The sequence below is a fragment of the Dokdonella aquatica genome (assembly GCF_051987395.1).
Classification (GTDB): domain Bacteria; phylum Pseudomonadota; class Gammaproteobacteria; order Xanthomonadales; family Rhodanobacteraceae; genus Dokdonella.
Genome location: NZ_CP197094.1, coordinates 2574711 through 2588869, shown reverse-complemented (window position 1 = coordinate 2588869; position 14159 = coordinate 2574711). Strand labels below are relative to the sequence as shown.

Here is a 14159-nt window from a genome sequence, read left to right as displayed (position 1 = left end):
TCTTACCCAACCCCGGCGCGTGGATCAGCGCCCCTTGAGGTTGGCCTTCTTGAGCAGGCTCTCGTACTGGTGCGACACGAGGTGCGCCTGGATCTGCGCGGTGAAATCCATCACCACGACGACCACGATCAGCAGCGAGGTGCCACCGAAGTAGAACGGCACGTTCCACGCGTTGCGCAGCAGGTCCGGCACGAGGCAGACGATGACGAGGTAGAGCGCACCGATGCCGGTGAGTCGCGTCATCACGCCGTCGATGTAGTCCGCCGTCGCCTTGCCGGGACGGATGCCCGGGATCAACGCACCCGAACGCTTGAGGTTGTCCGCGGTTTCCTGCGAGTTGAACACCAGCGCCGTGTAGAAGAACGCGAAGATCACGATCATCGCCGAGAACAACGCCATGTGCAGCGGCTCGCCCGGGCCGAGGGCCGAGGTCAGCGTCTGCAGCCAGCGCAGCTCGCTCGAATTGTTGAACCACGCCGCGGCCGTAGCCGGGAACATGATCAGGCTCGAGGCGAAGATCGGCGGAATGACGCCCGCCATGTTGATCTTGAGCGGCAGGTGCGAACTCTGGTTCGTGTACGCCTTGCCGGCACCACCCTGGCGACGCGCGTAGTTCACGGTGATGCGGCGCTGGCCGCGCTCCATGAACACCACGAACAGCGTGACGACGATCACCGCGATCAGCACCATGAGCACCTTGGGCGGCGAGAGCTCGCCGTTCTGTGCCATGCCGAGCGTGTGCACGACCGCGGACGGAAGGCCCGCGACGATGCCACCGAAGATGATCAGCGAGATGCCGTTGCCGATGCCGCGCTCGGTGATCTGCTCGCCGAGCCACATCAGGAACAGCGTGCCTGCAGTCAGGCCGACGACCGTGCCGAACACGAAGCTCGGACCCGGCGCGTAGACCACGCCCGCCTGCGTCTGCAGCATCGTCGCGACGCCGAACGACTGGAACGCCGCGAGGCCGACGGTGCCCCAGCGCGTGTACATGGTCAGCTTGCGCCGACCCGACTCGCCTTCCTTCTTGAGCGCCTGCCAGGCCGGGATCACCGAACTGAACAGCTGCACGACGATGGACGCCGAGATGTACGGGATCACGCCGAGGGCGAACAGCGAGAATCGGCTCAGCGCGCCACCGGAGAACATGTTGAACATGTCGATGATGCCGCCGCTGTTGGACACCAGCCGCGCCATCGCCTCCGGGTCGACACCCGGCACCGGAATGAACGAACCGAGTCGGAACACGATCAGCGCGCCCACCACGAAGAGCAGGCGCTGCTTGAGTTCCGTCAGCTTGCCCAGCGACGCCAGGCCATTGGGCTTGGAAGCGGCCACCGCTTACTCCACGCTGCCGCCGGCAGCCTCGATCGCGGCGCGGGCGCCGGCCGTGACGGCCACGCCGCGCAGCTTGATCGCGCGCGACAGCTCACCCTTCTTGACGATCTTGACGCGCTCGGCGCGCGTCTCGACGAGACCGGCCGCCTTGAGCACGTCGAAATCGATCACGTCGGCTTCGATCGTGCCGAGCTTGTACAGCAGCACTTCCGAAACCTCACGTGCGGTGCGCGAACGGAAACCGACCTTCGGCAGGCGACGCTGCAGCGGCATCTGGCCGCCTTCGAAGCCGGCCTTGATCTTGCCCTTGCCGGTACGCGCGTACGAGCCCTTGTGACCACGACCGGCGGTCTTGCCGAGACCCGAACCGATGCCGCGACCGACGCGGACGCCTTCCTTGCGGGCGCCGGCGGCAGGCTTGAGAGAATTGAGACGCATGGGATCGACTCCTGATGACTGTAGTGAGGCGCTCAAGCGCTCTCTTCGACCCGGACCAGGTAGCTCACCTGGTTGATCAGACCGCGGACCGAGGGGGAATCCTTCAGGTCGCGCACGTCATTGAGCTTGCGCAGGCCGAGCGCGCGCACGCTCAGGCGATGACGCGCCTGGCAGCTGTTCGGGCTCTTCACGAGCCGCACGCGGACCATCTTGTCGTTCTTGTCAGCCATTGCCGAGCACCTCGTCGAGGGTCTTGCCACGCTTGGACGCGATGCGGTCCGGCGTAGCCATCGCGATCAGGCCGTTGATGGTGGCGCGCACCAGATTGATCGGGTTGCGCGAACCGACCGCCTTGGCCAGGACGTTCTTGACGCCGACCACTTCGAGCACGGCGCGCATCGCGCCACCGGCGATCACGCCGGTGCCCTCGGAGGCGGGCTGCATGTAGACGCGCGCGGCGCCGTGGTTCGCCTTGACGGCGTGCCACAGGGTGCCCTCGCGCAGCTGCACGCGGATCATGTTCTTGCGCGCACGCTCCATCGCCTTCTGGATGGCGATCGGCACTTCGCGCGCCTTGCCGTAACCGAAACCGACGCGGCCATCGCCGTCGCCGACCACGGTCAGGGCCGTGAAGGTCATCTGGCGGCCGCCCTTGACGGTCTTCGCCACGCGGTTCACCGCGATCAGCTTCTCGAGGAGGCCGTCGCTGTTCTCACGATCATTCGTCGACATGATTCACCTGGTATGCCTTCCGCCGGAGCGGATCGGGCTTCTGCTTGCGGCTCGTGCCGCTTGGAGTTGTATGGAACATGGGGGCGGGCGTGCCCGCCCCCGGATGGATCAGAACTTGAGACCGGCCTCGCGAGCCGCGTCCGCGAGCGCCTGGATGCGGCCGTGGTAGCGGAAGCCCGAGCGGTCGAACGCGACCTTCTCGACACCGGCAGCGATCGCGCGCTCGGCGACGATGCGGCCGACCGCCGCGGCGGCGTCCTTGTTCTTGGTGCCATTGAGGCCTTCGGCCACAGACTTCTGCGTCGTCGACGCGGCGGCGAGCACCTTGTCGCCGGTCGCGGTGACGACCTGCGCGTAGATGTGCTGGCCCGTGCGGTGCACGCTGAGGCGCGCCACGCCGAGCACACGGATGTGGGCGCGGGTGGACTTGGCGCGACGCAGTCTGGAAACGTTCTTGCTCACTGTCGTTCTCCGGGAAGCTGAAGGACCATCAGGCCTTCTTGGCTTCCTTCAAGGTGATCTTCTCGCCCGAGTAACGCACGCCCTTGCCCTTGTAGGGCTCCGGCGGACGGAAACCACGGATCTTGGCAGCGGCCTGGCCGAGCGCCTGCTTGTCGGCGCCCTTGAGCAGGATCTCGGTCTGCGTCGGCACTTCGATCGTCACGCCTTCCGGCGCGGTGAACACGACCGGGTGCGAGAAGCCGAGGCTCAGGTTGAGGTCCTTGCCCGACAGGGCGGCGCGGTAACCGACGCCGACGAGTTCGAGCTTGCGCGTGTAGCCCTCGCTGACGCCCGTCACCATGTTGGCGAGGATCGCGCGGGCCGTACCGGCCATCTTGACGTCGTTCGGCGTCTTGCCGTTGAGGACCAGCTGGCCCTCGTCGACCGACGCGACGACACCGGGAGGCGTCGGCAGGTTGAGGGCGCCCTTCGGGCCCTTCACGATGATCGCCTCGGCGGTCACCTGGACGTCCACGCCCTTCGGCAGGACAACGGGTTTCTTGGCAACGCGTGACATGGTTGCTGTGCTCCTTAGGCCACGATGCCGATGACTTCGCCACCGAGACCCTTCTGACGGGCCTGTGCGTCGGTCATGATGCCGGACGACGTGGAGACGATCGAAATGCCGAGGCCGCCGAGGACCTTCGGAAGATCGCTCTTGCCGCGGTAGACGCGCAGGCCGGAACGGCTCACGCGCTCGAGGCGCTCGATGACGGCCTTGCCTTCGTAGTACTTGAGGGCGACCTCGAGCTCGGGCTTGCCTTCCTTCGTCTGCACCTGGAAGTCGGCAACGTAGCCTTCGTCCTTGAGCAGCGTGGCGAGGGCCACCTTGACGCGCGACGACGGCATGCGCACGGAGCGCTTGCCGGTCAGCTGCGCGTTGCGGATACGCGTAAACATATCCGCGATGGGATCAGTCATGCTCATGAATCAGATTCCTGTGAAAAGCATCGATATCCGGCGGCTTACCAGCTCGCCTTGCGAAGACCCGGCACATCGCCGCGCATCGTCGCTTCGCGCAGCTTCATGCGGCCGAGGCCGAATTTCTTGTAGACGCTGCGCGAGCGACCCGTGAGGGCGCAGCGGCTGCGCTGGCGGCTCGGGCTCGAGTCGCGCGGCAGCTTCTGCAGCTTCGTCGCCGCGTCGATCTTGTCCTCGTACGAGGCCGTCGGGCTGCTGACGATCGCCTTGAGCTGCTCACGCTTGGCAGCGTGGCGCTTGACGAGCTTGGCGCGCTTGAGCTCGCGCTCGACCATGGAAGTCTTGGCCATTGCTGGATCCTGTCGCTGTTAGTTGCGGAACGGGAAGCCGAACGCTTCGAGCAGCGCCTTGGCTTCTTCGTCGGTGCGCGCGGTCGTGGTGACCGCGATGTCCATGCCACGCACGGCGTCGATCTGGTCGAAATCGATCTCCGGGAAGATGATCTGTTCCTTCACGCCCATGTTGTAGTTGCCGCGGCCGTCGAACGAACGACCCGAGATGCCGCGGAAGTCGCGGACGCGCGGCAGCGAGATGTTCACGAGGCGATCGATGAACTCGAACATCTGCGCGCGGCGCAGCGTGACCTTGCAGCCGATCGGCCAGTTGTCGCGGATCTTGAAGGTCGCGATCGACTTCTTCGACAACGTGATGATCGGCTTCTGGCCCGCGATCTTCGCCATGTCGGCGACCGCGTTCTCGAGGATCTTCTTGTTGCCGACAGCCTCGCCCACGCCCATGTTGAGCGTGACCTTGCTCAGGCGCGGCACCTGCATCGGATTCTGGTAACCGAAGCGCTCGGTGAGCTTCGGCACGATCTTCTCTTTGTAAATCGTCTCAAGACGCGTCGTCATGGCGGACCTCAAACGTCGATCATCTCGCCGGACGAGCGGAAGACGCGAACCTTGCGACCGTCTTCAAGAACCTTGAAGCCGACGCGTTCGCCCTTACCCGTGGCGGAGTTGAGCAACTGCACGTTGGAAATGTCGATGGAAGCCTCGCGCTCGACGATGCCGCCCGGCTTGTTGGCCTGGGGGTTCGGCTTGGTGTGGCGCTTGACGAGGTTGATGTTCTGGACGAACACGCGGTCGCCCGCGACGTTCAGAACCTCGCCCTTCTGGCCCTTGTTCTTGCCGGTGATCACGAGGACCTGATCACCCTTGCGGATACGGTTCATGGCAGGTTCCCGTTACAGCACTTCAGGAGCGAGCGAGACGATCTTCATGAACTTCTCGCCGCGCAGCTCGCGCGTGACCGGCCCGAAGATGCGGGTGCCGATCGGCTCGAGCTTGTTGTTGAGGAGGACGGCCGCATTGCCGTCGAAGCGGATCAGCGAGCCGTCCGCGCGACGCACGCCCTTGCGGGTGCGCACGACGACAGCGTCATAGACTTCGCCCTTCTTGACCTTGCCGCGCGGAATCGCTTCGCGCACCGACACCTTGATGACGTCGCCGATCTGCGCATAGCGGCGCTTCGAACCACCGAGCACCTTGATGCACATCAGTTCGCGCGCTCCGCTGTTGTCCGCCGCGGCCAGCGTGGTCTGCATCTGGATCATTGGATTCTCCTAGTCGTCCCGGGCCGATTACTGCTCGGCCCGCGTGACGATCTCGACCACGCGCCAGTTCTTGGTCTTGGACATCGGGCGGATCTCGGAGATGCGCACGACGTCGCCTTCCTGGCACTCGCTGTTGGCGTCGTGGGCGTGCACCTTGGTGGAGCGACGCACGATCTTGCCGTACAGCGGATGCTGGACCTGGCGTTCCAGAAGCACGGTGACCGTCTTCTGCATCTTGTTGCTCACGACACGCCCTTCGAGCGTGCGCGTCTTCTTTTCAGTCTCGCTCATAGCAGGCCGTCCTTACTTCTTGCTGCCAAGCAGGGTCTTGACCTGCGCGATCTCGCGCCGGACCCGGCCGAACTGGTGGGTCTGCGTGAGCTGACCGGAGCCCTTCTGCATGCGCAGGTTGAACTGCTCGCGGCGAAGCTCGCCGAGATGCTCGTTCAGCTCTTTTTCCGACTTCTGGCGGAGATCTTTCAGTTCCATCACAGCACCGTTCTGGTCACAAACTGGGTCTGAACCGAGAGCTTCGCGGCCGCCAGGCGGAATGCCTCGCGCGCGGTGACCTCGTCGACACCCTCGATTTCATACAACATGCGGCCCGGCTGCACCGGTGCCACCCACAACTCGACGTTGCCCTTGCCGTTGCCCATTCGGACTTCGATCGGCTTCTTGGTGATCGGCTTGTCCGGGAACACGCGGATCCAGAGCTTGCCGCCACGCTTCACGAAACGCGTGATGCAGCGACGTGCGGCTTCGATCTGGCGCGCGGTCAGGTGGCCGTGGGTCGTCGCCTTGAGTCCGAACGCGCCGAAGCTGACCTTCGTGGCGACGTACGACAGACCCGGGTTGCGGCCCTTGTGCACCTTGCGGTACTTGGTTCGCTTCGGTTGCAACATGATCTGGATTCCTTACTTCGCCGGAGCCGACCGACGGGGCGCGCGCTCTTCGCTCGCCTCGGTCTTGGCTTCCTGCGTGGCCGCGTGGAGGTCGAAGATCTCGCCCTTGTAGATCCACACCTTGATGCCGATGATGCCGTACGTCGTCTTCGCCTCGGCCAGACCGTAGTCGATGTCCGCGCGCAGCGTGTGCAGCGGGACGCGACCCTCGCGAGCCCACTCGGAGCGCGCGATCTCGGCGCCGTTGAGGCGGCCGCCGACGTTGATCTTGATGCCGAGAGCACCGAGGCGCATGGCGTTCTGCACCGAGCGCTTCATCGCGCGGCGGAACATGATGCGGCGCTCGAGCTGCTGGGCGATCGACTCGGCGACGAGCTGGGCGTCGAGCTCGGGCTTGCGCACTTCGCTCACGTTGATGTGCGCCGGAACGCCCATCACCTGCGAGACTTCCTTGCGCAGCTTCTCGATGTCCTCACCCTTCTTGCCGATGACGACGCCGGGGCGGGCGGTATGGATCGTCACGCGCGCCGTCTTGGCCGGGCGCTCGATCTGGATCTTCGAGATGCCGGCCTGGGCCAGCTTCTTCTTGAGCAGCTCGCGCACCTTGAGGTCCGCGGCGAGGTAGCCCGCGTAGTCGCGCTTGTTGGCAAACCACTTCGAGTTCCAGTCCTTGGCGATGCCGAGGCGGATACCGGTGGGATTGACTTTATGACCCATCGTTGACGTCCTTTACTCGCCCACGACCACGGTGATGTGGCTGGTGCGCTTGGAGATACGGGTTCCACGGCCCTTGGCGCGGGCGTGCATGCGCTTGATGATCGGACCATCGTCGACAAAGATCTTCGCGACCTTCAGCTCGTCGACGTCGGCGCCGAGGTTGTTCTCGGCATTCGCGACCGCCGAGAGCAGCAGCTTCTTGACGAGGTGCGCCGCCTTCTTGTTGCTGAAGGCGAGCAGATGGGTCGCGTTGCCGACGGGCATGCCACGCACCTGATCGGCGACGAGGCGGACTTTCTGTGCGGAGATGCGCGCACTGCGCAGAATCGCTTTGGCTTCCACGAGGCGGTCTCCTTACTTCTTCTTGTCGGCGGCTTTCTTGTCGCCTGCGTGACCCTTGAACGTACGGGTCACGGCGAACTCGCCGAGCTTGTGGCCAACCATGTTCTCGTTCACGAGCACGGGGACGTGCTGGCGACCGTTGTGGATGGCGAGGGTGAGGCCGACCATCTCCGGGGAGATCATCGAGCGGCGCGACCAAGTCTTGATCGGGCGCTTGTTGTTGGTCGCCGAGGCAACCTCCACCTTCTTGAGCAGGTGGTGGTCGATGAACGGGCCTTTCTTCAGTGAACGAGCCATGATCTACCTCAACCCCTGCGATCGCGCACGATGAATTGGTCGGTGCGCTTGTTCTTGCGCGTCTTGTAGCCCTTGGTGGGCATGCCCCACGGCGACACCGGATGCGGGTTGCCCTGGCCGGCCTTAGCCTCGCCACCACCGTGCGGATGGTCGACGGGGTTCATGGCCGCACCGCGAACGGTCGGGCGCACGCCGCGCCAGCGACTCGCACCGGCCTTGCCGAGCTTCTCGAGGCTGTGCTCGGTATTGCCGACTTCGCCGATGGTCGCGCGGCACTCGGCCGGAACCTTGCGCATCTCGCCCGAACGCAGGCGCAGCGTGGCGTGGCCACCCTCGCGGGCGACGAGCTGGGCCGAAGCACCGGCGGCACGCGCGAGCTGGGCGCCCTTGCCGGGCTTCATCTCGATGCAGTGCACGGTCGAACCGATCGGGATGTTGCGCAGCGGCAGCGAGTTTCCGATCTTGATCGGCGCCTCGCGACCGGCCATGAGCTGGTCGCCGACCTGCGCGCCCTTCGGCGCGATGATGTAGCGGCGCTCACCGTCGACGAACAGCAGCAGCGCGATGTGCGCGGTGCGGTTCGGATCGTACTCGATGCGCTCGATGCGGCAGGCGATGCCTTCCTTGTCGCGCTTGAAGTCGATGATGCGGTAATGCTGCTTCGAACCACCGCCCTTGTGGCGGGTGGTGATGCGGCCGTAATGGTTGCGGCCGCCCGTCTTGTTCTGCGACTCGGTCAGGGGCGCGTAGGGCGAGCCCTTGTGCAGGCCCGGCGTCTTGACGCGGACCGCGGAGCGGCGACCTGCCGAAGTCGGCTTGAGAGTGATCAGTGCCATGGATTATCCGCCTCAGGCCTTGGCCATCACGTCGATGGACTGGCCATCGCCAAGGCGCACATACGCCTTGCGCTTGTTGCCACGCGTGCCGGCACGCTGGCGGAACGACTTGGTCTTCCCTTTCAGGTTGACCACGTTGACCGCCTCGACCTTCACGTTGAAGAGCTGCTCGACCGCCTCCTTGACGTCCGCCTTGGTGGCGGTCAGGGCGACTTCGAACACGTACTGGTTCGTTTCCTGCGCGCGAGCCGTCTTTTCGGAGACGAGCGGAGCGCGCAGCACGCTGTAGAGAGCCTCTTTCATGCCAGCCACTCCTCGATCTTCTTGATCGACTCGACCGTCAGCACGACCTGGTCGGCGCCCACGAGGCTGACCGGATCGATCGCGGCAGCGTCGACGACATGCACATACGGGATGTTGCGGGCGGCGAGATACAGCGCCTCTGGCGCGTTCTCCGACACGAGGACCGTACGACCCGACGCCTCGAGCTCGGCGAGCTTGCCGACGAGGCCGCGGGTCTTCGGCTGGTCGATACCGAACGACTCGATCACGCGCAGGCGACCCTGGCGGTTGAGCTCGGACAGGATCGACGCGAGCGCGCCGCGGAACATCTTGCGGTTGATCTTCTGCGCGAAGCTGCGCGGGCGTGCGGCGAACGCACGACCACCGCCGACGAAGATCGGAGCGCGGTAATCGCCGTGACGCGCGCCGCCGCCCTTCTGCTTCTTGAACTTCTTGGTGGTGCCGGAGAGATCCGAGCGCGACTTCTGCGCCTTGGTGCCAGAGCGACCCGCATTGCGGTACGCGGTGACGACCTGGTGCACGAGATCCTCGCGGAACTCGAGACCGAAGACGGCCTCGGAGACATTCACGGGATTGGAGCCGATGACATTGAGTTCCATGACGTCGCTCCTCAAGCCTTGACCGCGGGACGGATGATGACGTTGCCGCCCGGCGCGCCAGGGATCGAACCCTTGACCGCGATCAGGTGGCGCTCGCTGTCGATCTTCACGACCTCGAGGTTCATCGACGAGCGACGAACGGCACCCATGTGGCCCGACATCTTCTTGCCCGGGAACACGCGGCCCGGCGTCTGGCGCTGGCCGATCGAGCCCGGCGAACGATGCGACAGCGAGTTGCCGTGCGTCGCGTCGCCCATCGTGAAGTGATGGCGCTTGATGGTGCCCTGGAAGCCCTTGCCCTTCGTGACGCCGGCGACGTCGACGATCTGGCCGACCGAGAACACCTCGTCCGCCTTGAGCTCGCCACCCACACTGAACTTGCCGAGGTCGTCCGCTTCGACGCGGAACTCCCACAGACCACGCCCCGCCTCGACCTTCGCCTTCGCGTAATGGCCGGAGAGCGGCTTGTTGATCAGCGCGGCGCGCTTGATGCCCGCCGTCACCTGGACGGCGTTGTAGCCGTCGATCTCCGTCGTCTTCACCTGCGTCACGCGGTTCGGGGTCGCTTCAATCAGCGTCACCGGAACCGAGCGGCCGTCGTCGGTGAAGACTCGGCTCATGCCGCACTTGCGGCCTACCAATCCGATACTCATCGTCGTGTCCTATCGCTGCCGCTATCAGTAAAGCTTGATCTGGACGTCCACACCGGCCGCCAGGTCGAGCTTCATGAGGGCATCCACGGTCTTGTCATTGGGATCCACGATATCCAGCACGCGCTTGTGGATACGCGTCTCGTACTGGTCACGCGCATCCTTGTCGGCGTGCGGCGACACCAGAATCGTGTAGCGCTCGATCTTGGTCGGCAGGGGGATCGGGCCTCGCACCTGCGCACCCGTGCGCTTCGCGGTTTCGACGATCTCGCTCGCCGAACGGTCGATCAGGCGGTGGTCGAAAGCCTTCAGCCTGATGCGGATCTTCTGGTCTGCCATTGCAGTCATTCCTGGAGATAAAGAGCGTCGGGAACCACCTCGGTGGACGGTTCCCCAGAAAAACGAAAACGGACCGAAATCCGGTCCGCCGAGACATGAGAGTGTAATACGCGCCAAACCACCCCGTCAACACACGGTGGCAATCCGATGCACGCATCCCTGTCCGGCGAACACGAGGCGCATCCTGCTCCTCTTTTCGCTGTAGTGGCCCGGCGCGATGGCCCGACCTTGGAGTCGCTTCACCGGCGCCACGACGAGCGTGGCGCGGTGATCACGGCACCCGCCCGAAGGCGGATGCCCGGTACTTACTTGACGATCTTGGCGACGACGCCGGCGCCGACGGTGCGGCCGCCTTCGCGGATCGCGAAGCGCAGGCCTTCGTCCATCGCGATCGGCGCGATCAGGCTCACCACCATCTTCACGTTGTCGCCCGGCATCACCATCTCGACGCCTTCCGGAAGCTGGCACGCGCCCGTCACGTCCGTCGTGCGGAAGTAGAACTGCGGACGGTAGCCCTTGAAGAACGGCGTGTGGCGACCGCCCTCTTCCTTCGACAGCACATACACCTCGGCCTCGAACTCCGTGTGCGGCGTGATCGAACCCGGCTTGGCCAGAACCTGGCCACGCTCCACGTCGTCACGCTTCGTGCCGCGCAGCAGCAGGCCCGCGTTGTCGCCCGCCTGGCCCTGGTCCAGCAGCTTGCGGAACATTTCCACGCCCGTGACCGTCGTCTTCGTCGTCGGGCGGATGCCCACGATCTCGATTTCGTCACCGACCTTGATGATGCCGCGCTCGATGCGGCCCGTCACCACCGTGCCGCGACCCGAGATCGAGAACACGTCCTCGACCGGCATCAGGAACGTCTTCTCAACGTCGCGCTGCGGCTCCGGGATCCAGCTGTCCAGGGCGTCCACCAGCTGGATGATCGCCGGAACGCCGATCTCCGACTGGTCGCCTTCCAGCGCCGCACGGGCCGAACCCTTGATGATCGGCGTGTCGTCGCCCGGGAACTCGTACTTCGACAGCAGCTCGCGCACTTCCATCTCGACGAGCTCCATCAGCTCGGCGTCGTCCACGAGGTCCGCCTTGTTCAGGAACACCACGATGTACGGCACGCCGACCTGGCGAGCCAGCAGGATGTGCTCGCGCGTCTGCGGCATCGGGCCGTCGGCGGCCGAGCACACCAGGATCGCGCCGTCCATCTGCGCCGCACCCGTGATCATGTTCTTCACGTAGTCCGCGTGGCCCGGGCAATCGACGTGCGCGTAGTGGCGCGACGGCGATTCGTATTCCACGTGCGCCGTCGAGATCGTGATGCCGCGCGCCTTCTCTTCCGGCGCCGCGTCGATCGCGTCGTAAGCCTTGAACTCGCCGCCGAAACGCTCCGCGCCGACCTTCGTCAGCGCCGCCGTCAGCGTCGTCTTGCCGTGGTCCACGTGACCGATCGTGCCCACGTTCACGTGGGGCTTGGTGCGCTCGAACTTACCCTTTGCCATGGCTCAAACCTCAAAACGAATCGAATGGGGGGATGGATCAGGACTTCTTGATCACTGCGTCGGCGATGCTGGTCGGCGCTTCGGCGTAGTGATCGAACTCCATCGTGAACGTGGCGCGGCCCTGCGACATCGAGCGGAGGCTCGTCGCGTAGCCGAACATCTCGCCAAGCGGCACGAGGGCGTTGATGACCTTGCCCGACGGGCTGTCGTCCGAACCCTGCAGCAAGCCGCGACGACGGCTCAGGTCGCCCATGACGTCGCCCATGTAATCCTCGGGCGTCACCACCTCGACCTTCATGACGGGCTCGAGCAGGACCGGGTTGGCCTTGTTGAAGCCTTCCTTGAAGCCCATCGAGCCGGCGATCTTGAACGCCATTTCGTTCGAGTCGACCTCGTGGTACGAACCGTCGACGAGCTTGATCTTGATGTCGACGACGGGGTAACCCGCCATCGGACCACTCGTCATCGCCTCGCGGATGCCCTTGTCGACCGCCGGAACGTATTCCTTCGGGACCGAGCCACCGACCGTGAGGTTCTCGAACACGTAGCCGGCGCCACGCTCCTGCGGTTCGATCTCGAGCACGACGTGGCCGTACTGGCCCTTGCCGCCGGACTGGCGAACGAACTTGCCGTCCTGCTTGACCGCCTTGCGGATCGTCTCGCGGTACGCGACCTGCGGCTTGCCGACGTTGGCCTCGACGTTGAACTCGCGGCGCATGCGGTCGACGATGATGTCCAGGTGCAGCTCGCCCATGCCGGCGATGATCGTCTGGCCCGACTCCTCGTCCGAACGCACGCGGAAGGACGGATCTTCCTGGGCGAGGCGCGACAGCGCGATGCCCATCTTCTCCTGGTCCGACTTCGTCTTCGGCTCGACCGCCATCGCGATCACCGGCTCCGGGAACGTCATGCGCTCGAGCGTGATGACGTTGTCCTGCGCGCACAGCGTGTCGCCCGTCGTGACGTCCTTCAGGCCGACCGCGGCGGCGATGTCGCCCGCGCGGACTTCCTTGATCTCGTCACGCTGGTTCGCGTGCATCTGCAGGATGCGGCCGATGCGCTCCTTCTTGCTCTTGACCGGGTTGTAGACGGTGTCGCCGGAGTTCAGCACGCCCGAGTAGACGCGGAAGAACGTCAGCGAACCGACGAACGGATCGGTCATGATCTTGAACGCGAGCGCCGAGAACGGCTGGTCGTCCGCAGCGACGCGGCTCGACTCGTTCTCGCTCTCGTCGATGCCCTTGACCGGCGGACGATCGATAGGCGACGGCAGCAGCTGCACGACGCCGTCGAGCATCGCCTGGACGCCCTTGTTCTTGAACGCGGTACCGCAGAAGGCGGGAACGATCTCGACACGCAGCGTACGCTCGCGCAGTCCCGAGACGATCTCCTCCTCGCTGAGGTCACCCTCGTTGAGGTACTTGTCCATGAGCTCTTCGGACGCCTCGGCGGCAGCCTCGACCATGAACGCACGCGCGGCCTTCGACGACTCGACGAGGCTCGCCGGGATCTCGCGGTACTCGAACGTCGTGCCCTGCGAGGCGACATCCCAGTGGATGGCCTTCATCTTGAGCAGGTCGACCACGCCCTCGAAGCCGTCTTCGGCGCCGATCGGCACCTGCATCGGGACCGGGTAGGCACCGAGGCGCGACTTCAGCTGCGCGATGACCTTCTCGAAGTTCGCACCGGTGCGGTCCATCTTGTTGACGAACGCGAGGCGCGGCACGGCGTACTTGTTCGCCTGGCGCCAGACGGTCTCGGACTGCGGCTGCACACCACCGACCGCACACAGCACGAACACCGCGCCATCGAGCACGCGCAGCGAACGCTCCACCTCGATCGTGAAATCGACGTGGCCCGGGGTGTCGATGATGTTGAAGCGGTGCTCGGGCAGGGACTTGTCCATGCCCTTCCAGAACGCGGTCGTCGCGGCCGACGTGATCGTGATGCCGCGCTCCTGCTCCTGCTCCATCCAGTCCATGGTCGCAGCACCCTCGTGAACCTCACCGATCTTGTGGTTCACGCCGGTGTAGAAAAGGATGCGCTCGGACGTCGTCGTCTTGCCGGCATCGATGTGCGCCATGATGCCGAAGTTGCGATAGCGCTCAATGGGGGTGTTGCGAGCCACGGTCT

24 protein-coding genes are annotated in these 14159 nt (G+C 65.0%); all 24 read right to left on the bottom strand.

Going from position 1 to position 14159, the window contains the following annotated elements; all coding sequences use genetic code 11:
- Positions 1-24 precede the first annotated feature (24 nt).
- The 24 genes from secY to fusA all read right to left on the bottom strand — a co-directional run bounded on the left by secY (position 25) and on the right by fusA (position 14154).
- Positions 25-1338, bottom strand: a complete 1314-nt coding sequence (secY, locus tag ACQQ2N_RS11495) for a preprotein translocase subunit SecY (protein WP_440221715.1) — start codon at positions 1336-1338, stop codon at positions 25-27.
- Positions 1339-1341: 3 nt separating this feature from the next.
- Complete coding sequence (rplO, locus tag ACQQ2N_RS11490; RefSeq protein ID WP_440221714.1) at positions 1342-1776, bottom strand: 50S ribosomal protein L15; 435 nt, start codon at positions 1774-1776, stop codon at positions 1342-1344.
- A 32-nt stretch (positions 1777-1808) separates the two neighbouring features.
- Positions 1809-2006, bottom strand: coding sequence for a 50S ribosomal protein L30 (gene rpmD, locus ACQQ2N_RS11485; protein WP_440221713.1), 198 nt, complete (start codon positions 2004-2006; stop codon positions 1809-1811).
- The gene (gene rpsE / locus ACQQ2N_RS11480) at positions 1999-2508 is read right to left on the bottom strand and encodes a 30S ribosomal protein S5 (protein WP_440221712.1); all 510 of its coding nucleotides are present in this window, start codon (positions 2506-2508) and stop codon (positions 1999-2001) included. The genes rpmD and rpsE overlap by 8 nt, the downstream gene beginning before the upstream one ends.
- 108 nt (positions 2509-2616) lie before the next feature.
- Positions 2617-2970 carry a 50S ribosomal protein L18 gene (gene rplR / locus ACQQ2N_RS11475; protein WP_440221711.1) on the bottom strand — a complete coding sequence of 118 codons (354 nt, stop codon included), beginning with the start codon at positions 2968-2970 and terminating at the stop codon, positions 2617-2619.
- Between the two features lie 28 nt (positions 2971-2998).
- A complete protein-coding gene (gene rplF / locus ACQQ2N_RS11470) occupies positions 2999-3526 on the bottom strand; it encodes a 50S ribosomal protein L6 (protein ID WP_440221710.1) in 528 nt (175 codons plus the stop codon).
- A gap of 14 nt (positions 3527-3540) precedes the next feature.
- Positions 3541-3936, bottom strand: a complete 396-nt coding sequence (rpsH, locus tag ACQQ2N_RS11465; protein WP_440221709.1) for a 30S ribosomal protein S8 — start codon at positions 3934-3936, stop codon at positions 3541-3543.
- Positions 3937-3974: 38 nt separating this feature from the next.
- Positions 3975-4280 carry a 30S ribosomal protein S14 gene (rpsN, locus tag ACQQ2N_RS11460; protein WP_440221708.1) on the bottom strand — a complete coding sequence of 102 codons (306 nt, stop codon included), beginning with the start codon at positions 4278-4280 and terminating at the stop codon, positions 3975-3977.
- Positions 4281-4298: 18 nt separating this feature from the next.
- Positions 4299-4841, bottom strand: coding sequence for a 50S ribosomal protein L5 (rplE, locus tag ACQQ2N_RS11455; RefSeq protein WP_440221707.1), 543 nt, complete (start codon positions 4839-4841; stop codon positions 4299-4301).
- An 8-nt stretch (positions 4842-4849) separates the two neighbouring features.
- Positions 4850-5164, bottom strand: coding sequence for a 50S ribosomal protein L24 (rplX, locus tag ACQQ2N_RS11450; protein WP_440221706.1), 315 nt, complete (start codon positions 5162-5164; stop codon positions 4850-4852).
- A gap of 12 nt (positions 5165-5176) precedes the next feature.
- Complete coding sequence (gene rplN, locus ACQQ2N_RS11445; RefSeq protein WP_422199335.1) at positions 5177-5545, bottom strand: 50S ribosomal protein L14; 369 nt, start codon at positions 5543-5545, stop codon at positions 5177-5179.
- Positions 5546-5572: 27 nt separating this feature from the next.
- Positions 5573-5836 carry a 30S ribosomal protein S17 gene (gene rpsQ / locus ACQQ2N_RS11440; RefSeq protein ID WP_440221705.1) on the bottom strand — a complete coding sequence of 88 codons (264 nt, stop codon included), beginning with the start codon at positions 5834-5836 and terminating at the stop codon, positions 5573-5575.
- 12 nt (positions 5837-5848) lie between these two features.
- On the bottom strand, positions 5849-6034 hold the full coding sequence (gene rpmC, locus ACQQ2N_RS11435; protein ID WP_440221704.1) for a 50S ribosomal protein L29: 186 nt from the start codon (positions 6032-6034) through the stop codon (positions 5849-5851).
- Positions 6034-6447 (bottom strand): 50S ribosomal protein L16, encoded by a 414-nt coding sequence (rplP, locus tag ACQQ2N_RS11430; protein WP_440221703.1) that lies wholly within the window; start codon positions 6445-6447, stop codon positions 6034-6036. The genes rpmC and rplP overlap by 1 nt, the downstream gene beginning before the upstream one ends.
- A 12-nt stretch (positions 6448-6459) precedes the next feature.
- Positions 6460-7164 carry a 30S ribosomal protein S3 gene (gene rpsC / locus ACQQ2N_RS11425; RefSeq protein ID WP_440221702.1) on the bottom strand — a complete coding sequence of 235 codons (705 nt, stop codon included), beginning with the start codon at positions 7162-7164 and terminating at the stop codon, positions 6460-6462.
- 12 nt (positions 7165-7176) lie between these two features.
- Complete coding sequence (rplV, locus tag ACQQ2N_RS11420) at positions 7177-7506, bottom strand: 50S ribosomal protein L22 (RefSeq protein WP_440221701.1); 330 nt, start codon at positions 7504-7506, stop codon at positions 7177-7179.
- A 12-nt stretch (positions 7507-7518) separates the two neighbouring features.
- Entirely contained in the window at positions 7519-7803 is a 285-nt protein-coding gene (rpsS, locus tag ACQQ2N_RS11415; protein WP_440221700.1) for a 30S ribosomal protein S19, read from the bottom strand.
- Between the two features lie 8 nt (positions 7804-7811).
- On the bottom strand, positions 7812-8639 hold the full coding sequence (rplB, locus tag ACQQ2N_RS11410; protein ID WP_440221699.1) for a 50S ribosomal protein L2: 828 nt from the start codon (positions 8637-8639) through the stop codon (positions 7812-7814).
- 12 nt (positions 8640-8651) lie between these two features.
- Positions 8652-8942: a 50S ribosomal protein L23 gene (gene rplW / locus ACQQ2N_RS11405; protein ID WP_440221698.1), complete on the bottom strand. Its 291-nt coding sequence runs from the start codon at positions 8940-8942 to the stop codon at positions 8652-8654.
- Positions 8939-9541, bottom strand: coding sequence for a 50S ribosomal protein L4 (gene rplD, locus ACQQ2N_RS11400; RefSeq protein ID WP_440221697.1), 603 nt, complete (start codon positions 9539-9541; stop codon positions 8939-8941). The genes rplW and rplD overlap by 4 nt, the downstream gene beginning before the upstream one ends.
- Before the next feature lie 11 nt (positions 9542-9552).
- Complete coding sequence (gene rplC, locus ACQQ2N_RS11395) at positions 9553-10194, bottom strand: 50S ribosomal protein L3 (RefSeq protein WP_440221696.1); 642 nt, start codon at positions 10192-10194, stop codon at positions 9553-9555.
- 24 nt (positions 10195-10218) lie between these two features.
- A complete protein-coding gene (gene rpsJ / locus ACQQ2N_RS11390; protein WP_092406388.1) occupies positions 10219-10530 on the bottom strand; it encodes a 30S ribosomal protein S10 in 312 nt (103 codons plus the stop codon).
- 305 nt (positions 10531-10835) lie between these two features.
- The gene (tuf, locus tag ACQQ2N_RS11385; RefSeq protein ID WP_440221685.1) at positions 10836-12026 is read right to left on the bottom strand and encodes an elongation factor Tu; all 1191 of its coding nucleotides are present in this window, start codon (positions 12024-12026) and stop codon (positions 10836-10838) included.
- 37 nt (positions 12027-12063) lie between these two features.
- The gene (gene fusA, locus ACQQ2N_RS11380) at positions 12064-14154 is read right to left on the bottom strand and encodes an elongation factor G (protein ID WP_440221695.1); all 2091 of its coding nucleotides are present in this window, start codon (positions 14152-14154) and stop codon (positions 12064-12066) included.
- Positions 14155-14159: the final 5 nt, after the last annotated feature.